Below are 21,734 nucleotides of genomic sequence, written 5' to 3' on the forward strand. Positions count from 1 at the left end.
CTCAATTGTCGAACGAGATTTAATATACATGGACCCTGGTGATCCGCTTCCTCGACAGGTGCTTCCGGCCATCACTGGTTGGGGCACCTATTTTGATTTATACGGCCCGTACCTGGCCCTAATTTTATTACTGCTGGCAATCGCTGGTTTAGTGTCAGCTTCCGAAGCTGCTTTCTTCTCACTTTCACCCGATGACCGCGCCCGCTGCCGGGATAGTAGTCAGGCCGATGACCAGCGTATTTCGCAGCTCCTCGACCGACCCAAACGCTTACTGGCGTCATTGGTCATCTTCAATAATCTGCTCAACATTGCCGTTGTCGTCATTGTCATGTACCTGACGTGGGAATTCTCACAGGCCTCGCGTGAATCAGGCTGGGTGTTGTCGGGTGTGACGCTGATTGTAACGCTGACGATTGTGCTGTTCGGTGAAATTGTGCCTAAAGTGTATGCCAGTCAGAATAACCTGATGGTAGCTCGTCGAACGGCACCCTTGGCTCAGATTGGGTTAATGGTGTTTCGACCACTATCGGCACTACTGGTTAGTATGAGCAATCAGGTCGACCGGCGAATTCAACGGCGGGGCTATAAACTCTCGGCTGAAGAACTAAGTCAGGCCGTTGAGTTGACCGGGACAGACGCTACCACCGAAGAAAAAGAAATACTGAAGGGCATTGTCAACTTCAGCAACCTGCTGGCCCGGCAGGTGATGCGCACCCGGCTCGATATTTCAGCAGTAGCCGACGATTTGACATTCAGCGAGTTAATGGCGCAGATCAACGCGTCGGGCTATTCGCGGGTGCCGGTCTATCACGAGTCGCTCGACCAGATCGAAGGTATTCTGTACATCAAAGATTTGCTGCCACACATTCACGAAACGGATGAATTTCAGTGGACGACGCTGTTGCGCCCCACGTATTTTATTCCGGAGAACAAAAAAGTGGACGACCTGTTGCAGGACTTTCAGAAACGGCGCGTTCACATCGCTATCGTCGTTGATGAGTACGGTGGGACCCGAGGCTTAGTGACGCTGGAAGACATAATTGAGGAAATTTTTGGTGACATCAACGATGAATTCGACGATGAAACGCCCGTAGGCTACCGGCGGGAGGATGATCGTACGGTGGTTTTTGAAGGTAAAATTCCCCTGACGGACGTATGCCGGGTGCTGAATGTAGACGCCACAACGTTCGAGACCATGCAGGGCGACAGTGAGTCGCTTGGTGGATTGTTGCTTGAATTGTTCAGTCGCCTGCCCAAAGCTGGTGACGAAACCACGTACGCCGGATTTACATTCCAGGTGGTGTCGGCCGACGACAAGCGGATAAACGAAGTAAGGGTCGTTAACACGTCGGATACGGACCGCATAAAAAATACCGATTAGCCAGTTCAGACTCGGGGGCATTGACAAATTGTGGGAATCCCGTAATTTTACCCGCAGTTGCTACCAACCTATCGCATGACAGATATTCTATCAAGACTCAAAGCCGTCGCCAAGCGCACGTTTATGCCCGACGGAGCATCCAAAGTCGTTACCGAATTTGAGCACACTACGTTGCCCTGGGTCGACAAAAAAGACGCTGACATTGACGGTTTTGTGAAGCACTACGAGCGGGCTAAATCGCTGCCTTACGACCTGGCTGAGAAGTTAAAATTCTGGCAGCAAAATGGTTATGTAATTTTTGAACAGGCCATTGCAACGGCCTGGCTCGATCAGCTCTGGAGTGAAGTAGAAGAACTGATTGAAGGTCACGAGAAGCAGCAGGTCAACGTGCGGATCGACCTGCCGGAATATGCAGCAAATCCGGTAATGGCTATCAAAGACGTACCAAAAAACGTGCTCAACGGCCCATTTATCAAGTTTTTGGACTTCCATGACAACTCGGTGATCGCTAAAAAGATTATGCTCCACGAGAATATCATCGCGTTTCTGGAAGCGGCCTTTGGCGACAAAGTGATCGGAATGCAGAGTCTGATTTTCAAGTATGGCAGTCAGCAGGCCACGCACCAAGATTTTGCTTACGTAGTGTCCGAAATACCCAGTCATTTAGCGGCTTCTTGGATCGCGCTCGAAGACGTTCATATCGACTCCGGTCCGTTGTTTTATTACCCTGGTTCGCACACGGTCAATAAATTTAACTTTGGCAACGGCATTTTCTACAACGGTCAGTCGAAGCTGCACCCCGGTGATTTTGCCAATTACTTGGACAAAGCCTGCGAAGACGCGGGTCTGGAAAAGAAAACGCTGCTCGTCAAGAAAGGCGATGTGCTGCTGTGGCACGCGGCTTTGGCCCACGGGGGCGACGCGATTCATAACCCGGCCCTGACGCGAAAATCCTACGTTTGCCACTACTCGTCTGACAAAGCCTATCGTCACCATCGGCAAAGTCCAACGGCTGAGCCGGTGCGCCGGACCATTAACGGAGCCGATGTGTTCGTGAATCCAACCATGCCCGATCAGGAGGATATTTTCACAGCAGGCAAGACCATGTAGTCTTGCAATCAATAGTTTAGCTCCTCTAATGGCAGAGCGGCCGGATACGTGTATCCGGCCGCTCTGTTGCTAATGAGTTGCGCTTTGTCAGTTACTTTCCTTTCGATTCGACTGCTTTATCTTTATCCAACACTTTTTTTACGGCCGTCCGCTGATCGTCGCGTAGCGTCGGATAGGTGATGCCCAACTGCTCCAGATATGTTTTATACTTGCCGGGATTGTAGTAAAAGCCCTGTAGTTTCGGCTTGAACTCCGCCATTATCTTCTTATTCAAGTAGATCGCCGGTTGCTCCTTCGTCGAAATCAGGGGTTCATATTTGATCTCTTTAGTCTGTTCATCTTTGTAATAAGCCCAGGCGTCTTTGATGATCTCGGGTTTTAGCAGCATGTCGAGCAGCGTCATGGCTTCGACTTTTGCTCCGGCTACGATGCCCTTGTGCGCAATCGGCGTGGCCATCGAAATGGCGTTGCTCCAGTGGTGACCGGGCAGGCCCGGAATGTTGCTGGGATAGCGCAGCACGACCGTTGGCAGCGACCACGAAATGTCGGCGATGTCGTCGGAGCCGCCCCCCAGCGGGGTCATGGCCTGCCCACCCATCATCACCACCGGGGCCGACGACACGGGCATCCCAACCGAATCTAATTTAACGGCTAATCCCTCCACTTTTGGGGCCTGCAACTCAATCTGCGATGCCCGCGCCAACAACTGATCGTCGGCCGACCAGGTGGGTAATCCCACTCGTTTAATGTTTTCGTACATCGTGGCGGCAATGGGCTTGTTGGTATGCACCGGCCAGGCCGACCCCAAAATCTCGTAGGTAAATTTGGTGTCAGTCATCATGGCGGCTCCTTCGGCAATCTTCATCCCCGTTTCAAACAGCTTCTTAATCTTTGGGTACGTCCGTTCGCGGAAATAGTACCAGACGGCCGCTTTCGACGGTACGACGTTGGGTTGGTCGCCCCCGTCAGAGATGACGTAGTGCGAACGTTGGGTAAGTTCGAGGTGTTCACGCCGGTAGTTCCAGCCAATATTCATCAATTCCACAGCGTCTAAGGCCGAGCGACCGCGCCAGGGCGCAGCAGCCGCGTGAGCCGCCTGTCCCTCGAAGTTGAATTTTACCGAAATCAACCCATTGTAGCCGTTGTCGCCCCACGACACGCTGAGGTTGTTGGCCACGTGGGTGAAAATACAGGCGTCCACATTCTTGAAATACCCATCCCGCACGTAAAACGCTTTGGTGCCAACGAGTTCTTCTGCCACGCCGGGCCAGAGCATGAGGGTACCGGGAATTTTCTCACGTTCCATCAACTGCTTCACTGCCAGCACCGCCACAATGTTGAGCGCCTGCCCGGAATTGTGCCCTTCGCCGTGACCGGGAGCTCCTTCAACAATGGGGTCTTTGTAAGCCACACCGGGCTTCTGACTGGCCTTGGGAATGCAGTCGATGTCGGAGCCAACGGCAATGAGCGGCTTGCCCGACCCCCAGGTGGCAATCCAGGCCGTGGGAATGCCCGCCACGCCTTTTTCCACCTTAAAACCTTCCTTTTCCAACAGATTAGTCAAGTAAGTGAACGACTCTTCTTCCTGAAAGCCAAGTTCCGAGAAGCTGAAGAGCATGTCATTAATCTGCTGTGCCTGAACGGTGCGAGCTTCGACGGCGGTCATCGCTTCGGCCTTGAGTCGGTCGAGTTGACTACGGTTCGGCCGGTCCCGCTCCGGCGTACCGGCCGGTGCGGTTCCGACACTCCGATTGTCGTTGGATTTAGTCGTTCGCTTAGTTTGCCCGAAGAGTAGAGCAGGCAGAAAAAGAAGCACGATAAGTAGATTTATACAGTGTCTCATGGTACTATCAAAATGTTATTCTGATGATTGAGTTATTGACAGTTAAATATACTGGAAAGAACCAGATTCATTTACAAGTCGCTGTAGAAAGACGAATTAAGAACGAGTTGCTGCTCAGCGGAGAAAGTGTTTGATTATTATACCCTTGCCGAAAGAAATAAACCCGGCTTTGTCAGAAACATAGCAACCCAAAATAACGTCAGCGTAACTGTTGGCACCGTTATCGACTGGTCATGCGATAGGTGGGCAAGGATGGCTCCGCCCAGGTAGCTGCATGTTAGGAAAAAGCCAATGTTACGCGTAATTGGCAGCAGATACAGGAGAACGATAACTAATTGGAGTATGCCAATTAAGGTAACGTACGGACCGACGCCCAATGCGGTTAAACCTTTAACGACCCCTTCGACCTCAGCAATTTTGGTAATCCCGGGACCGAGCATCGTTAAAGCGGGGAGGGCAATTATGATCCACTGCCCCCATTTGCTTTTGATCATGTTGGTTCTGCGTAACGAAGAGAGTAAGACTTGAACAAATGTGGCCTGAATTCGCATTTGCACTCATCTGGTTAGTGCTCAGGTCAAGGGTTTGAAGTTGAGTTAACCTTTCCAGAAAAGCGTAATCTTCAATCTGGTTATTGCGTAGGGCGAAGTTTTGTAGTTCGGTTAACTTTTCCAGAAAAGTGTATTTTTTAATGAATCGATTATTTCTCAGGACGAGACTTTGAAGCTGTGGCAGATTCTTCAGAAAACGGTAATCCTCAATCCGGTTAGCGCTCAAAGCAAGGCTCCTGAGTTGCAACAGTTGACCTAAACGTTGTAATGAATCAGCGGTAAGGCGGTTTTCTGAGCCTATATTTTGTGTTTCTACCCATTCGCTGTTTGTTTTATTCCGATAATAGTCGCTTAGATTTAATTCTACTAACCAAGTCAATGTGAAAAGCTCGTTAGGCAGGGTTGTCAGGTCGCAGTTGCCAAGGTCTAAAAATGGGGCTTGAGTGCGTTGATTGTCAGCTATCAATTGGCGCGCTAAATCGCTCATGTAGGTAGGAAGGCTTAACACTTTCTAACTACGTATTTTTTGGGTTAACAAGCAAATCGAAGTAATATCTATGTTTAAGTAAGATGCACTACTTTTGCGGCCACATTTTGTGTCGTATTTCTTAATCGTTTATACCCAAGTCCAATGGAAAAAATCAAGGTGGCGAATCCGGTTGTCGAACTGGATGGCGACGAAATGACCCGCATCATCTGGAAGTTCATTAAAGACAAGCTGATTCTGCCCTATGTTGACGTTGACATTAAATACTATGACCTCGGCATCGAATACCGCGACGAAACCAACGATCAGGTAACCATCGACGCGGCCAATGCCATTAAAGAGTACGGTGTTGGTATTAAGTGTGCCACCATCACGCCCGACGAAGACCGCGTTAAAGAGTTTAACCTCAAGCAGATGTGGAAGTCGCCCAACGGCACGATCCGCAATATTTTAGACGGTACGGTATTCCGCGAGCCGATTGTGATGAACAACGTACCGCGTTTGGTCACCAACTGGACGGCCCCCATCATCATCGGTCGTCATGCTTTCGGTGATCAGTATCGGGCTACTGATTTTGTGGTGCCCGGCCCCGGTAAGCTGACCATGAAGTTTGAAGGTGAAGACGGTACGGTGATGGATTTCGACGTGTATAATTTCAAATCGCCCGGTGTAGCGATGGGCATGTACAACGTCGATGAGTCGATTCGGGGATTTGCCCGCGCCTGTATGAACGTAGCCATGCAAAAAGGCTGGCCGCTGTACCTGTCGACCAAAAATACGATCCTGAAAAAATACGACGGTCGGTTCAAAGACATTTTCCAGGAGATTTACGACACCGAATACGCTGGCAAAGTGCAGTACGAACACCGCCTGATCGACGACATGGTTGCGTCGGCGCTGAAGTGGGAAGGTAACTTTGTATGGGCCTGCAAAAACTACGACGGCGACGTTCAGTCCGATACGGTGGCGCAGGGGTTTGGATCGCTGGGCCTGATGACCTCGGTACTCGTGACGCCCGACGGCAAGATTATGGAAGCCGAAGCCGCCCACGGCACGGTTACGCGCCATTACCGCGAATACCAGAAAGGTAACAAAACGAGCACTAACCCGATTGCATCAATTTACGCCTGGACGCGCGGCCTGGCGTTCCGGGGCAAGCTGGACGATAACCAGCAGTTGATTGACTTCGCCGAAGCGCTCGAAGCGGTGTGCGTCGAAACCGTTGAAAGTGGTAAAATGACAAAAGATTTGGCCCTGTCGGCCTATCCCGTTGGTACGAAGCTGACGGCGGGTGAGCACTACATGAACACCGAAGATTTCTTAGACGCGCTGGACGCCAATATGAAAACGAAACTGGCGTAGATTAACGTGAATACGGGATCAACGTAATCCCGTATTCACGTTAGATTATTTAATTCACCTGTTTATTCAGACCTGTAAGGTTTGCGAGTCGTTGCACCGCTCAAACCTTGCAGGTCTTTTTTATAACCCCACCAATCCTTATGTTGGATAACTTCGACATTGTGTACGGCGACAATTTCACGCTGGATGAGTTGAACCGGCTTGGTATCGTTGACGGAGAGATTGATCGGCTGTTTTATGGCGAGTACCGAGTCATTTATCCGGATAACGAAACGGGTTCAGTGGTTGGTTATACAGGCCTGAAAATGCTGGTTGTAAACTTTCGTTTTGACTACGACAGGAATCTTGTTATTATTGACGAAATCAGAATTGCCAATGGCTATGAAATTGAAGAACGATTCTGTCGCCCTCGTTGCTGGTAGAACCGCAACCGGCAGCAATGCCGACGAGCTGTCGCGTGAATTCATGGAGCGTACCAAAAACGTTAAACCCTTAGTCTCCCGCGATGAAATCGACGCCTGGATTGAAGAAAAGCGTCGTGTCTGGCAACAAAAACAACAACAGTAACTCTCTAAAGCCAATGAAAACTCTTTTCTCAAGTCTACTAATGCTGCTGGCTCTGACCACGGCTGCTAATGCCACCACGCCACCCCGCAAACCCATGAAAACTATGCTCCAACACGTCGTTCTATTCAAGTTCAAACCCGAAGCGACGCCCGAAAAAGTAGCCGAGATCGTGGCGGCTTTTGAAGCGCTGCCGTCGAAAATTAAGGAGATCAAAGATTTCAAATGGGGCACCAACAACAGCCCCGAAAAACTCGACAAGGGCCTGACCCACGCGTTTATCCTGACGTTCGACAGCGAAAAAGACCGAGACACGTATCTGCCACATCCCGCCCACAAAGCGTTCGGCACTATCGTCGGTCCGTGGTTAGCCGACGTAACAGTGGTCGATTTCACGAATCAGGGCAAGTGACTTGAGAAAGAGCGAAGTTCATGCTACGCTGATCTGCTTGCTGCTACTGCTATCTGGTTGACGCCGATTCTATCAATACGCAACCCTGGGTTAGCATCGCGCAATGACTGGATGCTTTCTTCGGTGTTGACATCAATGTTTGGCGGTATGGTCAGTGTGATCGACTGCATACGAATTGATTGTTTCTGACGAAGATAACAAAATGCGGCAATGGGGTTCGGTCTGTATCAGCCCACCGTTTGAACGGTGGGACCGCAAAAGATCACAAATTCTTCTCTACAAAATCCGTCATCATCTGGTACAGGTGCAGCCGCGTGTTGCCGCCATAAATGCCGTGGTTGCGGTTGGGGTAATAGAATGACTGGAACTGCTTGCCAGCTGTAATCAGCGCATCTTCGAAGGCAATAGAGTTCTGAAAATGCACATTGTCGTCGCCCGTGCCGTGAACGAGCAAATACGGTCCGCGCAGTTTAGCCGCGTGAGTCACGGGCGAATTATCGTCGTAGCCACCGGCGTTTTCCTGCGGACGCTTCAGGTAGCGCTCGGTGTAAATGCTGTCGTAGAAGCGCCAGTTGGTGACGGGCGCCACTGAGATGCCCGCCTTGAATACGTCGGCTCCGAGCGTCATGCAAAGAGCGGTCATGTAGCCGCCGTAGCTCCAACCCCAGATGCCCACGCGGGCCGGGTCGACGTAGGGCAGGGTTTTGAGTTGGCGGGCGGCCGAGATCTGGTCGTCGGTTTCGAGTTTGCCAAGTTGAGCGTAGGTGGCCGTACGGAAGGCATTACCCCGTCCCCCAGTGCCACGCCCATCTACCGACACGATGATGTAACCTTTCTGCGCCAGTGTCTGATACCAGAAATAATCCCGCGTGTCCCAATCATCTTTCACCGTCTGCGACCCCGGCCCACCATACACAAACATCAGCACCGGGTATTTCTTCGCACCAGATGCGTCAAAATCAGCCGGTTTTATCATCCAGCCGTTTAGGGGTGTGCCGTCGGCGGCTTTCGACTGAAAAAACTGCTTGGGCGCCAGCGCATAACCAGTTAGCCGCCCTTTCAAGGCATCATTTGATTCCAGAATACGCCGGTCGTCGGTGGTTTGGGTGCCGCGCAACGTGACCCGCGTGGGCGAATCCATCGACGCGTGGTAGAGCAGGTAGTAAGAAAAATCGGGATTAAAATTGGCGGTGTAGGTACCCGGCAGTTTCGTGAGCCGCTGTTTGTTCTGACCATCCAGCCCAATGCGGTACAGGTGCCGTTCGAGGGGCGACACCTCGGTGGAGGTGTAATAAATCGTGCTGTTTTTCTCGTCTACGCCCGCTATACTGGCAACTTCAAAAGACCCTGAGGTGACAGGCTGGGTCAGTTTACCACTCAGGTCGTACAAATACAGGTGCTTGTAACCGCTGCGCTCGCTACTCCACAGGAACGACTTGCCATCGTTCAGATACGTCAGGTCGTCGGTAAATTCCAGATCAACGTACGTGGGACTGCTTTCGGTTACCACGGTTGTAGCCTGCCCGGTCGTGGCGTTCACGTGCAGTAGATCGAGCTTATTTTGCAGCCGGTTCAACCGCCGGATGGAGAGCAGGTTGGCGTTTTTTGTCCACTGAATTCGGGGCAGGTAGATGTCTGTCTCAGTGGCGGTCTGCGCCTGTACTTTTTTGCCCGATAGTACCTCGGCGATCCAGACCGTCACCAGAGAGTTTGCTTCGCCCGCTTTGGGATATTTGAACCGGTACTCAACGGGATACAGTCCGCCCCAAAGCTGCATGTCATATTCGGCAACGCGGCTCTCATCGAACCGAATCCAGGCCACACGCCTACTATCCGGCGACCACTCGAAGGCCCGCGCCATGCTGAATTCCTCTTCGTATACCCAGTCGGCTCCCCCGTTAATGATCGCGTTGCGTTTTCCGTCGGTGGTTAGCTGCGTTTCTTTGCTTACAGAGAGATCTGTTACAAACAAGTTATTGTCGCGCATGAAGGCCACGCGTTTGCCATCGGGCGAGAACGTTGCGTACTGTTGCTTGCCCCCCTTGCTCAGTGGCTGAAGTTGTTTGGTTGTCAGGTCGTAAACGTAAAATTCGGCCTTACTCGACCGGCGATAGATGCGTTCCTCCTGAGTTGTCAGGAGTAGTTTCTGCTCGTCGGCCGAGAGTTGATAATCGTCGATGCGACGTGCGGGTCCGTTCCAGGTTGTCCGTTGTTCGTCGAACAGCGTTTCGACCGGCTTGCCCGTCGTGATATCGAATTTAACGATTTTGCCCGCGTCGAGGGTGGTGTAGAACCCGCCCGTTTTCATCCAGTTAACCCCCGAAACGGTACGCTGGCTGAAAACGCCCTGATTGCGCCCCCAAATATCGTCGAGAGTAACGGGCTTTTTGACCTGAGCGAAGACCGGCGAGAAAGCGGGTAACAGCAGCAGAAAAAAGAGCCGAAGCGATTGGTTCACGGTGATTCGTTTCATAGTGTGTAAAAACAGTACACGGCATGATCAACCGCCACCGATCATGCATGCCGCGTGTGTTCTGGTAGCTTATTTCACCGGTTGGGCCACGGCGGTGTCGGGCAGGAGTCCTTTGCGCCGGAGAATGGTATCGGTAAATTTAAGATCGTGATCGCTGGTGAAGATGCTGTAGGGCAGGTAAAGAAACTGCGCTTTAGCCAGTCCTTTTGTAACAATTCGGGCAATCCAGTTGGCTTTCGTGTTTTTGAGCGCTTCGGCATTGTTTAGAAACAGAATGTACGCATCCTTGTCTTTCACCACGCTGCTAATCTGTTCCCACTTCAGCAAACCCCCTTCTTTTACGTTGATGCGCATTAAAATCTGGCGGCTGTCAATTTCGTACACGTACTTCTGAAATAAGGCTTTGCTTTGCTCCATCTGGGCAATACCCGTAATCTGCACCGCCCAAAAGAGAACGTACAGAATAGTCAGCAACACGATGACGATGTAAATCCAGATGTTGGGATAAAGCCCCGTTACGTTCAGAATTGCATTCAGGATAATTAGCCCCAATGGCACAAAAGCCCACTTCCAATTGTCTTTCAACCACTGCCGCAGGGCAATGTTAATGTACGTTTTTTGGTCTAACGCGTATTTTTTAGTCTTAACGATCATAGCACTTTTAGGAGAAAGTGCAAAGATAAGGCACCCAATGCACAATCGGTCTGCCGAAGCGGGATAATGAATACGGGTTAATGGCCGGCGCGTTTCGTTGGCTAACTGACTTTTCCCATCTTTACAAAATCAATTTGTTCTCCTGCCGCATGAGCACCGCTCCACCCACACTTATCCTGAATGCTGAGCAGGTTCGCCAGAAGATCCGGCGAATTGCGTTTCAGATGTACGAGACCAATTTTGAGGAGTCATCGCTGCTGCTGGCTGGCATTGCGGGCGAGGGCTACATACTGGCGCAGGCACTGGCTCAGGAATTGCGGCAGATTGCTCCGTTTGACGTTGAGTTGATCCAGCTCGAATTAGACAAGACGCAGGTGGCTCAGCCGCCCGTTCGGACTGGTCGCCCTGATGCCGATTTTACCGATAAAGTCGTTATTGTAGTCGATGACGTACTCTACACCGGCCGGACGCTGGCGTTCAGTCTACAACCGTTTTTGAGTGTGCCGGTCCGGAGGTTGCAGGTAGCCGTATTGGTCGACCGAAATTATCCCCGCTATCCTGTAGCGGCCGATTATAAAGGCTACGAACTTAGCACGACCCTAACCGAACACGTCGACGTGGTGCTCAGCGACGAAAGCCGGGTAGGCGTGTATCTGCGGTGAGGTTGCGAATGGATTTGGTATTAGCAGGTGGTCCCGTAGGGATACAACAGCGCAGCGTCGGTAGAAAAAGACGTTGCCTGCGATTCTACCAATGTGCCGTTAGGTACATCGTATGTATTATCAACCGGTGCGGTCTTGTACCTACGGCACAATAATTTACCTATTCAAGATTTTCTTCTACCGACGCTGCGCTGTTGTGTCCCTACGGGACTGTTACTCCAACAGCACCATAATGTCCTCTTTAGTAAGCGACTTCATAAACGTTTCTTCGGTCGTGATCAGGCTGCCGGCGAGCTGCTGCTTGGCCCGTTGCAGCGACAGAATTTTCTCCTCGACGGTGTTTTTGGCGATAAACTTGTACGTGAACACCGTTTTCTGCTGACCAATGCGGTGCGCCCGGTCAACGGCCTGGGCCTCAATGGCGGGATTCCACCAAGGGTCCAGAATAAACACGTAGTCGGCGGCCGTGAGGTTGTGGCCTAAGCCCCCCGCTTTCAGTGAGATCAAGAACAGCTTTACTGAATCGTCGGTCTGGAACAGCTCAACCTGACTCTGACGGTCTATGGTCGACCCGTCTAAGTACGCATACTTAATGGCTTTCTCCTTCAGATACTGCCTTACTACGTTCAGATGCTTGATAAACTGACTAAACACCAGCACTTTGTGGTGCTCTGTCATAGCCGTTTCGAGCCGCATCAGCACGTCACTTAACTTACCCGAATCACCTTCGTAATCAGCATCGACTAATCGTGGATGATTCGCAATCTGCCGGAGCTTCGTCAGGCCCTGGAGTACCACCATCTGCGATCTGGCCATGCCTTCTTCCTCAATCCGTTCAAGAATCAGGTTGCGGTAATACGATTTAGCTTCCTCGTACTGTTTTTCCTGATCGGACGACATATCACAGTACAGCACACTTTCCACTTTTTCGGGTAAATCCGTTGCCACCTGCGACTTGTTGCGCCGGAGCATAAACGGCTTGATCAGCCCGTAGAGCCGCCCGGTTTTTCCCTCATCGTGGCGCTTCTCGATGGGCACCTGAAACTCATTCCGGAAAAACGACTGACTGCCCAGCAGCCCTGGATTGATGAACGACATCTGCGTCCAGAGGTCCAGCGTGCTGTTCTCCAACGGAGTACCCGTCAGAATAAGTCGGTTGGCGGTATTGAGCTGCATAACGGCTTTCGTGATGTGCGACGATGGATTTTTGATGGCCTGCGACTCGTCTAAAATCACGTAGTCGAACCGGTAGTCGCTCAACAGGTCGATGTCAATTCGGACGATGCCGTACGAGGTCAGGATTAAATCGTAGTTGTCGAACTGAGCCGTGTTTTTGTCGCGATAGGTGCCGGTGTAGATCATAACCCGCAAGTCGGGTGTAAACCGGCGGGCTTCGAGTTCCCAATTGTAGAGTAGCGAGGTGGGCATCACCAGCAGACTGGAACGGCGTTCGCCAGTCTCGTTGGTCTGTGCGGTCGTTCGGCTTTCCGACTGCACCGCTTCCTTGCGACCCTGCAGCATGGCCAGCGTCATTACCGTTTTGCCCAAGCCCATATCGTCGGCGAGACAGCCGCCAAACCGGTACTGCCGCAGGAAGTTCATCCAGTCGTAGCCCGCCCGCTGGTAGGGACGCAACGTGCCGTTGAAGTTGGTTGGCAGAGGAAACGATTCGATTTCGGCAAAGTCGCGCAGCCGTTCGAGTTTGCGGCTCATGATCGTAGCTGCCAGACCGTCGCGTTCCAGTTCCTGCACCAGCGCCAGATGGTGTTTATGAAGCACCAGCCGATCAATTCCTTCCGCTAATTCCAGAAAACCAAACAGTTCGGAGTACTTGGTGAACCACGCTTCGGGGATCACGGCTACCTCGCCGTTGGGCAGCGTGAACTCGCGCTTTTTAGCAAGAATCAACGTTCTGAGCTTCAGAAACGGTATCTCAAACTCGCCAAAGCGGACGTTGGCATAAATATCGAACCAGTCGCGACTCTCCTGAATGGAAACGTCGATGGTCGAATAGCCCAGAAAATAGCGTTTGGCATCCTGAGCGTGTTGTTGAAGCAGGAAACCCGCGTTCTGAATGGCAGCGCTGTGGTCGGCAAGCCAGTTAAACGCTTCCGCTTTCGGGATGGCTAACCGTCCATGACGCAGGTCCAGTCCCGCTTCACGCAGAAAAGCGAGTTTATGCCGCTCCAGCCGCTGATCCCGGCGAATTTTGTGGAAAACGTACTCGTCGCCTTTTTTTTCTAAGCTGACATTGGCCGATGGCCCAAAGTTGTCGAAGCGGAAGGTAAAATCACCGTATCGAAACGACAGGTCGAAGGCAATCCGCTGCCCTGCCTCATCGTCGGTATCGACCACCTCCGGCTCGGCAGCAAACATAGACGCCGGAACCGCCCGCCCCGACAGTACCAGTTCCGACACGGTCAGCACCGGCACCGGCTCAATCGACTCGGCCCTGATCTCAAACCCTTTGGCATACACGTCGTAGGCTGCAATGAGCTGCGTCACAAACCGCTCATAGTACTGCTGCTCAATATTGCGAGGAATGACAATGTGGTTTTTAGTGAAAAACGGCCGTAGCTTCTTTCCGTCCACATTCTTGCTAAAATGGTAGAGCCGGTTGTCGACCATCATCCAGGCGGGTTCGTCGCAGATCATCAGCGCGTCCTTAAACTGAAAATCGACACGTACCGTTTCGGTCGCTCCGCCCGGCGATTCGGGTCTGACTGGATCGCTCTTGCCTGAATCGGACCTGACGAGATCTTGAGCGACTATTTCCCGGCCGACCGGATACCGGATGATGGGAAAGTAATGGGTAGCGTCGGTGTTGCGGACGAAGTGAAAATGCACCCGTGCTGGTTCGGGCATCCACTGAATGCGCAGCCAGGCCGGATTACCATCGTTGCCCATGACGTAGAACGGCTTGCTGGGCAGCAGTGCCATTATCTGCGCTTTCATGGTATCTAAGTAGCCGCAGATGGCTTCCTGCACCAACTTGTCGCCTTTATGGGGGTCGTAAATTTTCAGGAAGAAGTCGACGGCGGGTAATTTGCGGGTGTTGAACTTCTTAACGATGGTGTCCTGCTGAATGCTGTCGATGAGCCGGACCAGTTCAAAATCTCGCTCGTCCAATTCCTCCGCGAACTCATTCACATTCTGAGTCGAGAGCGTCTGGTTGAGCAGCGTGAGTTCACCCCGGCCGTTGCGTTGCACCACGAAAGCCTCAATGAGGTAACCCAGAAATTCGTGATTGAGCAACGAATAAACGATCTGGAACGGCTGCGTAGGCGCGACTTTCATAGGACTGCACAGGGGCCAGCCAGTCGACGCGGGGCCAACAGTACCAACCAGCAAGGTGAACGTTTCGTGTGAGGACAGCCCACTGACGCGGGCCTTGCGGGGTAGTCAGAAAGTGATTAAAAGACGCTCATTACGAACGATTTATCACCAAAACCGACTATCCAACGGTGCCAAATATACGAATCATCCCCAAACGCGCAAACGCAGGACGGTTAAGTTTGAGAAAAGTCGAGGTAGTGGTAATTTCTTTAATAAATCGGGGCTAACTGAGCAGTTCCGGTCGTTTGGCTGTAAGCATCCTACGAACACGAGATGACTGTATCTTAATCTGAATACTGAGATAAAATTTACGGCAAAACGTAGTCTTGTAATAGTAAAAAACCCCAAAACGCGATGTTTTGGGGTTTTTCTGCTCCCCTAACAGTTGAAAACTCGAACAAGATAGTGGTCTGTAACCTTAATCAGTAGAATCGTTAATTGTACTATTCTCTGAGTTGATCTTGACGTAATGCCGTTTGAGCTTTGTGCGAGCTTGCGATGTGTTAAACAACCAGAGTTGCTGAATTTGTTCAGCGGGCAGCGAAAACGAACGAGTGGGACGAGCCATGATAGAAAATAAGATATAGTATTATTCCGCTAAGATAAGTATGTCAACTAAGGTTACATACCACTAGTAAGAGTTCGTAACCAGGCTTGTGAGAATTATGCATCATCCTAGATAACCTAAAGTGTATTTCCGTTATCTGTAAAAAGTGCAAAAATGCTTTTCCGTTAATTCAGCCATGAAAATGCTGACTTGAGTTTAATTCATAAGCAAGGCTTCAGCGTGGTGCTATCATTCGTAGCCCTAACACATTGAAGGCATCTTTCTGCACTCTGTCTTCATTAACCGGGAGCGAAATTCGAGTCATTCATGATCTGTGTGCAACGAATCATTAGGTAGATGGAAAATTTGCCATTGCAAGTTTGTATATTTGCACTGTAGTAGCTATCTCCCTATCTATGCAATCTGCCTTACCAACACAGCCCACGCGCCTGGAGGCATCTCGTCCGGTTACCGATCTCATCCGCCAGGCCCGACAGGGGGTGTTGCGTCGCCGGGCCGACGAAGTGGCCCAGTTGGTTGACCTGACCGACAAGGAAATGGCTCGTATACTGAATATGTCAGTGCGCGGCTTACACGGCAAATCAGCCACCGAGCCGCTTACGCTGGCGGCCGGCGAGCGACTTTTACTGCTTGAACGACTCATCCAGCATGGCCTCTCAGTCTTCGACGGACGGTCCGATCTGCTGGGCCGTTGGCTGCGTACCCCCCTGACTGAACTGGCCTATCGCGAGGGAGCCAACCCGGTAGCGCAACCTCTATCGGTACGCGACCTGGGCCAGTTTGGCGACTTCACCGAACCGGCACCTAAGCCGGTTCAACCGGTTAAGACACCGGCTCCCCTTGCACCTTCCTTAGTCCCGCAATCCCCTTTGGCTGTGCTGGATACGGTGTCGGGGTTCTCTTTGGCCGAAGATGTGTTGGGACGGATTGAATGGGGTATCACCGGATAGACTCGAATGGACGTTTACCGCATCAGTAAAGAGCCGTATCAGACTGAACCCTTGTCGGTAATCGGCAGTCAACGACATGGTGGGCGCTGGAATCCAAAAGGCCTCGGTGTTCTTTATACCAGCCGCACTCCCGAATTGGCCCTGCTCGAAACGTTGGTTCACCTGCCCCCGCTTACCCTGTCTGAACTGCCTCCGCTTTGGCTGACCACCCTGCGGCTGCCTACCGGGGTTGATCTTGTTTTCTGGATCGATCCCGCCCGCTTACCTGCTTACTGGAACTCGGGAACGTTGGCCGAAACGCAGACCATTCTATCGGACTGGTTGAACGAACCCTTTTCATTAGCCATCGCCGTGCCGTCGGTCATCATAGAGATAGCGTATAATGTGCTGTTGCACCCCCAGCACCCGGCCTATGAACAAATTGAAATCGTTGGCCAGACGCTTCTACCGCTCGACGGTCGGTTGAGAAACTAAGCCCGCTACCAAACCCTCCCACAAATCGCGAGGGGTAAGGCTGACTTATAGAGGAGCGTATCCAAGAGTAGGAGCGCTCTGGTGCTACTCCTACGAACTCATGACTTTTCAGGCGAAAGACTGGCCCGTTTGCCGAGGAACAAACCAACAATCGAACTGATCTAGACTGGCCGTCGGTCGTGTTCGGGTCACAACTCCTGAACGACGACTCAGTAAAGGCATACATATAAATGATTAGTATGTCATTCTTGTCACAACTCACAAACGTCCTTCTATGAGAGGTGACAAGAATGATAATAAATCGCTGATGAAGATGGGTGTCGATAGCTGTTCCATTGCTGACCCCATACCGGCAACTATAGTTTCGGAAAAAGGGCTTAGGTAGGAATGGCCTTTTTTCTTCCCTTTACCTATCATTGACGCCCTTGGTTCAATACCTTGCAAACCTTGTCAGTGGCCATATAGGCAAGCACGATCCCAAGTATGACACCAGCAAACGATGATTCGGTGAGAAAGTCCACCCCGGCTGATGCGCCCTCAACTGATGCCCTACGCGCCCACTACCTGAGGTGTCTGGGTGGGCCTTTTCCCCAACCAGCCCCTTTGCTGCCCGAGATTGGGCAAATTCTATCGAAAGAGGGGTATCGAATTGAAGGGGTCACCTATCAGGTCGAGCCTAATGAACGGGTACCGGCCTTCCTGCTGGTGCCCAATTCGGTGACGGGCGACCGACCGGCTCCCGGCATTGCTCTCTGGCATCAACACAATGGGCAGTATCAGTGGGGCAAATCAGAACCCGTCGGCTTATTGGGTGACCCCATGCACCACACGGCCGTTGCCCTGGTTCGCGAAGGCTACGTCGTATTATGTCCCGATACGCTTGGTTTCGAGGAGAGACAGGACCCGACTGGAACACTAAAAGCAGGGGACTATGAGCGCTTCGAGTTTCTCCGCCAGGTGGTGCGAGGTCGCAGTCTGGCTTGGAAAAACGTCCTCGACATGCGTCGGGCGGTGGATTACTTAGTGAGCCGTCCCGAGGTACTACCCCACCGGATCGGTTGTTATGGCCATTCGATGGGTTCCACCCAAGCCTGGTTAGCGGGACCACTGGATGCCCGTTTGACCTGCATTGTAGGGAATTGCTGCCTGCCGACCTATGAGGCCATTGAGCAGGGGCACCTGCTGCATTGCTTGGCTAATTTTGTGCCAGGCTGGGCTCAATTTGGCGATACCCCTGAGATTGCCGCCTTGATCGCTCCCCGGGTGTTGCACCTTAATTTTGGCGAGCAGGACCCAGGCTCACCTATTGACTCGGTACGAGCGGGATTAGCGCGAATCGCTCAGGCTTACCAGCTAGCAGGGGCATCCGATAAGTTTAGTTTCTTCATCGAACCCCATAGAGGGCATGAGCTATCCGAAGCGATGTGGCAGCAGACCAAAGTCGTTTTTTTGCGGCATCTTCAAGGGCCATAAGTGACAATTGATTCGTTAAAGAAGGGACCGGTCAACACTTTTCAGGATGGGTCAAACCTAAAAGCGTCCAAGAAATGGTTTCTTTTACTGAACGCTTACTATGAAAAGTACAAAATAATGAAGCCGCACAAAAACACAAAATAGAAGTTACTATAATGGTAAAATACAATTCATTATGACCTCCTGAATAAGTCTGTAACGTCTTTTCGGTGGCCTGTGCTTTTTACTGTCGACTGGGTTCACTACTGACAGACCGCTGTCACTCCCCTGGCTTTTCTTTGTCTTGTCAACCGATCGACAACTTTAACCAATAGCAACTCATGGAAAACACAGCGCAGCTTAGCCAAACGATGGAGCAGATCGTCCTCTCACCCCAGCAACTGCTTGCCCATTGGCAGGGACACCGGGGACTCACCCGCCGGTTGATCGAAGCCTACCCCAACGAGCACTTCTTTTCGTATACCCTGGGCGGTATGCGACCTTGCTCGGCGCTGATGGATGAAGTGTTGCAGATGGCTGACCAGAGCATGCAGGGCGTTATTTCGGGCGAGTGGCCTTCCTTTGGCGCGGGGGCGGAGGCAGCCCCCAAAGCAACGACCAAGGAGCAGCTACTGGCGCAGTGGGATGGGGTGACCGAGATGATTAATGCCCATTGGCCGCAGATTCCACCCGCTCGCTTTCAAGAAGTCGACAAGGCTTTTGGTCTGTATGAAGGCCCTATCTACTGGTTTCTTTTCTACCTGATCGACAATGAAATTCATCACCGGGGTCAAGCTTATGTCTACCTACGCAGCCTGGGCGTAGAACCGCCTGCTTTTTGGGATCGCCCCCAGGTATAGTTCGCCAGTGAGCCCCCAAGGGGTAAGCCGTTATAGAAAAGCCTTTGCCGCTCTAAAGATTGGCAAAGGTTTTTACGTATCGTGCTGGCGGCTATCCATTCCGTGGTACCTATTCTTCTCACGCGGAGAGCATTATCTGAGAATCTGATGTGTTGCTTAGCTTGCTTGAAGTTGCCAATAGATGATTAACCTATCTCTGACTTATTCATACCTGTGATTTGCTTATAACAACCGTAGATTCGGCTACGTCGACTGCTCATGAATGGCGGACCTTTGTTGAAACAAAATAAGCAACCTCATGAACATCGTCATCACTGGTTCGCTGGGCCACGTCAGCCAGCCCCTAACGGAACAACTCATCCAGAAGGGCCATTCTCTTACCGTTATCAGTAGCACCACCGATCGGCAGGTTGCCATCGAAGCCCTCGGCGCCAAAGCCGCAATCGGTTCGGTCGACGACGCGGATTTTTTGGTAAACGCCTTTGCCGGGGCCGACCTCGTATACTGTATGATTCCGCCCGCCTACTATACCAACCTATCCATTGAGCCGATGGCCTTTTACCGCAGCACGGCATCGGCCTATGCGCAGGCAATCCGGCAGGCGGGGGTGAAACGGGCTATTCACCTGAGCAGTTTCGGGGCCGACCTCGACCTCGGCACCGGCTTTATCCTGGGCTCGCACAACGCCGAAACCATTCTAAATGAGCTGTCCGAGGTGGCTATCACCCACATACGGCCGACCTCGTTCTACTACAACTTGTTTGGCTTTATCGGTCAGATTAAACACACGGGGCGGATAGCCGCCAACTACGGAGCCGACGACATTATCCCGATGGTGTCGCCCCGCGATATTGCCCGTGCCATCGCCGACGAGATCGCCTTGCCTGCTCAACACCGAAAGGTGCGTTACGTGAGTAGCGACGAACCCACGGGTAACGAGGTGGCTGCCAGTCTGGGAGCCGCCATCGGGCGGGCGGACTTGCAATGGGTGCTCATCAGCGATGAAGAAACGCTGGCTGGTCTGACGGCCGCCGGTATACCCTTGCATCTGGCTACGGGTATGGTCGAATTGTACGGAGCCATCCACAGCGGCCGCTTACAAGCAGATTACATTCGCAACAAACCCGCGTTGGGTAGGGTTAAACTGAATGATTTTGCAACCGATTTTGCCATAGCATACAACCGGTCATAAGCCAAACTTTACCACGATGCAACCTCAACGGATTCATACTATCGGCGAATTTCACCAGTTTCGTAACCTACCCAAGCCGGAACATCCGCTGGTGAGCGTCGTTCGATTTGAGGATATGCGCTTGTCGGCAGCCGAACCGACCACGCAGGTACTGGACTTTTATTCAATTGCCCTCAAACGAAACCCCCACAGCAAGATAAAGTACGGCCAGCAGGGGTATGATTTCGATGAGGGCGTGTTGTTCTTCATCGCGCCGGGGCAGGTGTACAGCATCGAAACCGCCGTGGATGAGCCACCATCGCATTCGGGCTGGATGCTACTGGTTCATCCCGATTTTTTGTGGAACACGTCGCTGGCCAAAACCATCCGGCAGTACGAGTACTTCGATTACTCGGTGCATGAAGCTCTGTTTTTGTCTGATAAGGAAGAAACGACGATGGTGGGCATTCTGGAGAACATTCAGCAGGAGTACCACACCCGCATCGACACGCTGAGCCGTGACATTATTGTGGCTCAGCTTGAAGTGTTGCTCAAGTACGCCGAGCGGTTTTACAAACGGCAGTTTATCACCCGCAGCCTCACCAACCACCAGCTACTGGAACGGCTTGAAACGCTTTTGACTGACTATTTCCTGACAGAGTCATTAATTGAAACCGGCCTGCCAACCGTGCAGTATGTAGCCGACATGCTCCATGTGTCGCCCAACTACTTAAGTGGCTTACTCAAAACCCTAACCGGCCAGAGCACCCAGCAACATATTCATAGTAGGCTTATCGACCGGGCCAAAGAGCAACTATCGACGACGAATCTAACGGTCAACGAGATTGCTTACGCATTAGGCTTCGAACATCCGCAGTCGTTCAGCAAGCTCTTCAAAACCAAAACGGCCCTCTCGCCGGTAGCCTTCCGAAGCTCGTTTAATTGATTGACAACCCTCAGCGCATGAAACTCGAAGAAAAAGGCCCCCTCAAACCCGCGCCCGTGCTGGCCGGTTGGGGCCAGAAAACCGCCGAAGCCATTGGGTCGTGGCCCGCCATTGTCTCAGCTACCCACTGGGATTTGTTTAACCGGTCTCGCGTGGACGGAGCCGATTTTTACGTGGACGAGTCCGAACTGGGTCATATTCACCTGAATGGAGAGGTGCATTTAGCCGCGACAAACGCACTGGGCGTACCGCTGTTGGAGCGGGGCCTGGTCAGCCCGCTGCCCTACGGGAAGGCGTATGGCGATTGGGTCTCGTTTATGATCCGCAGCGATTCGGATGCCGACCAGGCTACCTGGCTGTTCCAACTCAATTACGACCGGCTCCGGGGGTTGTCGATAGCCGCGCTAACCGAGCGCATAGCAGCCCATCAGCAGTAGGCTCCGCTAGGGGCAAGGTAAACCAGTACTGAGCGTAACGG

At 52.0% G+C, this 21,734-nt stretch carries 20 protein-coding genes; 14 read left to right on the plus strand and 6 right to left on the minus strand.

The features are described 5' to 3' along the window. Positions 1–28 precede the first annotated feature (28 nt). Positions 29–1,381, plus strand: a complete 1,353-nt coding sequence (gldE, locus tag ACYVHB_RS07065) for a gliding motility-associated protein GldE (protein ID WP_461050929.1) — start codon at positions 29–31, stop codon at positions 1,379–1,381. Between the two features lie 75 nt (positions 1,382–1,456). Continuing rightward, positions 1,457–2,491 carry a phytanoyl-CoA dioxygenase family protein gene (locus ACYVHB_RS07070; RefSeq protein WP_461050931.1) on the plus strand — a complete coding sequence of 345 codons (1,035 nt, stop codon included), beginning with the start codon at positions 1,457–1,459 and terminating at the stop codon, positions 2,489–2,491. Positions 2,492–2,582: 91 nt separating this feature from the next. Here ACYVHB_RS07070 and ACYVHB_RS07075 read toward each other — a convergent pair whose 3' ends face one another. The 3 genes from ACYVHB_RS07075 to ACYVHB_RS07085 all read right to left on the minus strand — a co-directional run bounded on the left by ACYVHB_RS07075 (position 2,583) and on the right by ACYVHB_RS07085 (position 5,372). Beyond that, on the minus strand, positions 2,583–4,334 hold the full coding sequence (locus tag ACYVHB_RS07075) for a peptidase dimerization domain-containing protein (protein ID WP_461050933.1): 1,752 nt from the start codon (positions 4,332–4,334) through the stop codon (positions 2,583–2,585). Between the two features lie 137 nt (positions 4,335–4,471). Further along, on the minus strand, positions 4,472–4,828 hold the full coding sequence (locus ACYVHB_RS07080) for a DoxX family protein (RefSeq protein WP_461050935.1): 357 nt from the start codon (positions 4,826–4,828) through the stop codon (positions 4,472–4,474). Then, the gene (locus tag ACYVHB_RS07085) at positions 4,743–5,372 is read right to left on the minus strand and encodes a leucine-rich repeat domain-containing protein (RefSeq protein ID WP_461051038.1); all 630 of its coding nucleotides are present in this window, start codon (positions 5,370–5,372) and stop codon (positions 4,743–4,745) included. Before ACYVHB_RS07085 ends, ACYVHB_RS07080 begins: the two co-directional genes overlap by 86 nt. Positions 5,373–5,516: 144 nt before the next feature. Between ACYVHB_RS07085 and ACYVHB_RS07090 the strand changes: the two genes are divergently transcribed. The 4 genes from ACYVHB_RS07090 to ACYVHB_RS07105 all read left to right on the plus strand — a co-directional run bounded on the left by ACYVHB_RS07090 (position 5,517) and on the right by ACYVHB_RS07105 (position 7,710). Beyond that, positions 5,517–6,734 (plus strand): NADP-dependent isocitrate dehydrogenase, encoded by a 1,218-nt coding sequence (locus ACYVHB_RS07090; RefSeq protein ID WP_461050937.1) that lies wholly within the window; start codon positions 5,517–5,519, stop codon positions 6,732–6,734. A 140-nt stretch (positions 6,735–6,874) separates the two neighbouring features. Beyond that, positions 6,875–7,156, plus strand: coding sequence for a hypothetical protein (locus ACYVHB_RS07095; RefSeq protein WP_461050939.1), 282 nt, complete (start codon positions 6,875–6,877; stop codon positions 7,154–7,156). After that, positions 7,116–7,301, plus strand: coding sequence for a hypothetical protein (locus tag ACYVHB_RS07100; RefSeq protein WP_461050941.1), 186 nt, complete (start codon positions 7,116–7,118; stop codon positions 7,299–7,301). Before ACYVHB_RS07095 ends, ACYVHB_RS07100 begins: the two co-directional genes overlap by 41 nt. A gap of 13 nt (positions 7,302–7,314) precedes the next feature. Beyond that, positions 7,315–7,710, plus strand: a complete 396-nt coding sequence (locus tag ACYVHB_RS07105; RefSeq protein WP_461050943.1) for a Dabb family protein — start codon at positions 7,315–7,317, stop codon at positions 7,708–7,710. 262 nt (positions 7,711–7,972) lie between these two features. Here the strand turns inward: ACYVHB_RS07105 and ACYVHB_RS07110 are convergent, their stop codons facing one another. Together ACYVHB_RS07110 and ACYVHB_RS07115 are read right to left on the minus strand one after the other, a co-directional pair. Further along, positions 7,973–10,183 (minus strand): S9 family peptidase, encoded by a 2,211-nt coding sequence (locus ACYVHB_RS07110; RefSeq protein ID WP_461050945.1) that lies wholly within the window; start codon positions 10,181–10,183, stop codon positions 7,973–7,975. Positions 10,184–10,252: 69 nt separating this feature from the next. Next, complete coding sequence (locus ACYVHB_RS07115) at positions 10,253–10,837, minus strand: YcxB family protein (protein ID WP_461050947.1); 585 nt, start codon at positions 10,835–10,837, stop codon at positions 10,253–10,255. Between the two features lie 149 nt (positions 10,838–10,986). On the opposite strand from ACYVHB_RS07115, the gene ACYVHB_RS07120 reads away from it, so the two are divergent. Further along, positions 10,987–11,499, plus strand: a complete 513-nt coding sequence (locus tag ACYVHB_RS07120) for a phosphoribosyltransferase family protein (RefSeq protein ID WP_461050949.1) — start codon at positions 10,987–10,989, stop codon at positions 11,497–11,499. Between the two features lie 213 nt (positions 11,500–11,712). Here the strand turns inward: ACYVHB_RS07120 and ACYVHB_RS07125 are convergent, their stop codons facing one another. Further along, positions 11,713–14,796, minus strand: a complete 3,084-nt coding sequence (locus tag ACYVHB_RS07125) for a DEAD/DEAH box helicase (protein WP_461050951.1) — start codon at positions 14,794–14,796, stop codon at positions 11,713–11,715. A gap of 1,002 nt (positions 14,797–15,798) precedes the next feature. Between ACYVHB_RS07125 and ACYVHB_RS07130 the strand changes: the two genes are divergently transcribed. The 7 genes from ACYVHB_RS07130 to ACYVHB_RS07160 all read left to right on the plus strand — a co-directional run bounded on the left by ACYVHB_RS07130 (position 15,799) and on the right by ACYVHB_RS07160 (position 21,693). After that, positions 15,799–16,353 (plus strand): antitoxin Xre-like helix-turn-helix domain-containing protein, encoded by a 555-nt coding sequence (locus tag ACYVHB_RS07130; protein WP_461050953.1) that lies wholly within the window; start codon positions 15,799–15,801, stop codon positions 16,351–16,353. A 6-nt stretch (positions 16,354–16,359) separates the two neighbouring features. Further along, a complete protein-coding gene (locus ACYVHB_RS07135; RefSeq protein ID WP_461050956.1) occupies positions 16,360–16,827 on the plus strand; it encodes an RES family NAD+ phosphorylase in 468 nt (155 codons plus the stop codon). Positions 16,828–17,334: 507 nt separating this feature from the next. Continuing rightward, positions 17,335–18,300: a dienelactone hydrolase family protein gene (locus ACYVHB_RS07140; protein WP_461050958.1), complete on the plus strand. Its 966-nt coding sequence runs from the start codon at positions 17,335–17,337 to the stop codon at positions 18,298–18,300. Positions 18,301–18,620: 320 nt separating this feature from the next. Then, positions 18,621–19,139: a DinB family protein gene (locus ACYVHB_RS07145; protein WP_461050960.1), complete on the plus strand. Its 519-nt coding sequence runs from the start codon at positions 18,621–18,623 to the stop codon at positions 19,137–19,139. 298 nt (positions 19,140–19,437) lie between these two features. After that, entirely contained in the window at positions 19,438–20,331 is an 894-nt protein-coding gene (locus ACYVHB_RS07150; RefSeq protein WP_461050962.1) for an NAD(P)H-binding protein, read from the plus strand. 16 nt (positions 20,332–20,347) lie between these two features. Beyond that, positions 20,348–21,256, plus strand: a complete 909-nt coding sequence (locus ACYVHB_RS07155; protein ID WP_461050964.1) for a helix-turn-helix domain-containing protein — start codon at positions 20,348–20,350, stop codon at positions 21,254–21,256. 17 nt (positions 21,257–21,273) lie between these two features. Next, positions 21,274–21,693, plus strand: a complete 420-nt coding sequence (locus tag ACYVHB_RS07160; RefSeq protein ID WP_461050966.1) for a luciferase domain-containing protein — start codon at positions 21,274–21,276, stop codon at positions 21,691–21,693. Positions 21,694–21,734: the final 41 nt, after the last annotated feature.

The organism is Spirosoma arcticum, assembly GCF_054779955.1.

Coding starts and splice junctions, on each gene's coding strand:
- gldE (WP_461050929.1), top strand. CDS start 29: ATGGACCCTGGTGATCCGCTTCCTCGACAGGTGCTTCCGGCCATCACT.
- ACYVHB_RS07070 (WP_461050931.1), top strand. CDS start 1,457: ATGACAGATATTCTATCAAGACTCAAAGCCGTCGCCAAGCGCACGTTT.
- ACYVHB_RS07075 (WP_461050933.1), bottom strand. CDS start 4,334: ATGAGACACTGTATAAATCTACTTATCGTGCTTCTTTTTCTGCCTGCT.
- ACYVHB_RS07080 (WP_461050935.1), bottom strand. CDS start 4,828: ATGATCAAAAGCAAATGGGGGCAGTGGATCATAATTGCCCTCCCCGCT.
- ACYVHB_RS07085 (WP_461051038.1), bottom strand. CDS start 5,372: ATGAGCGATTTAGCGCGCCAATTGATAGCTGACAATCAACGCACTCAA.
- ACYVHB_RS07090 (WP_461050937.1), top strand. CDS start 5,517: ATGGAAAAAATCAAGGTGGCGAATCCGGTTGTCGAACTGGATGGCGAC.
- ACYVHB_RS07095 (WP_461050939.1), top strand. CDS start 6,875: ATGTTGGATAACTTCGACATTGTGTACGGCGACAATTTCACGCTGGAT.
- ACYVHB_RS07100 (WP_461050941.1), top strand. CDS start 7,116: ATGAAATTGAAGAACGATTCTGTCGCCCTCGTTGCTGGTAGAACCGCA.
- ACYVHB_RS07105 (WP_461050943.1), top strand. CDS start 7,315: ATGAAAACTCTTTTCTCAAGTCTACTAATGCTGCTGGCTCTGACCACG.
- ACYVHB_RS07110 (WP_461050945.1), bottom strand. CDS start 10,183: ATGAAACGAATCACCGTGAACCAATCGCTTCGGCTCTTTTTTCTGCTG.
- ACYVHB_RS07115 (WP_461050947.1), bottom strand. CDS start 10,837: ATGATCGTTAAGACTAAAAAATACGCGTTAGACCAAAAAACGTACATT.
- ACYVHB_RS07120 (WP_461050949.1), top strand. CDS start 10,987: ATGAGCACCGCTCCACCCACACTTATCCTGAATGCTGAGCAGGTTCGC.
- ACYVHB_RS07125 (WP_461050951.1), bottom strand. CDS start 14,796: ATGAAAGTCGCGCCTACGCAGCCGTTCCAGATCGTTTATTCGTTGCTC.
- ACYVHB_RS07130 (WP_461050953.1), top strand. CDS start 15,799: ATGCAATCTGCCTTACCAACACAGCCCACGCGCCTGGAGGCATCTCGT.
- ACYVHB_RS07135 (WP_461050956.1), top strand. CDS start 16,360: ATGGACGTTTACCGCATCAGTAAAGAGCCGTATCAGACTGAACCCTTG.
- ACYVHB_RS07145 (WP_461050960.1), top strand. CDS start 18,621: ATGGAAAACACAGCGCAGCTTAGCCAAACGATGGAGCAGATCGTCCTC.
- ACYVHB_RS07150 (WP_461050962.1), top strand. CDS start 19,438: ATGAACATCGTCATCACTGGTTCGCTGGGCCACGTCAGCCAGCCCCTA.
- ACYVHB_RS07155 (WP_461050964.1), top strand. CDS start 20,348: ATGCAACCTCAACGGATTCATACTATCGGCGAATTTCACCAGTTTCGT.
- ACYVHB_RS07160 (WP_461050966.1), top strand. CDS start 21,274: ATGAAACTCGAAGAAAAAGGCCCCCTCAAACCCGCGCCCGTGCTGGCC.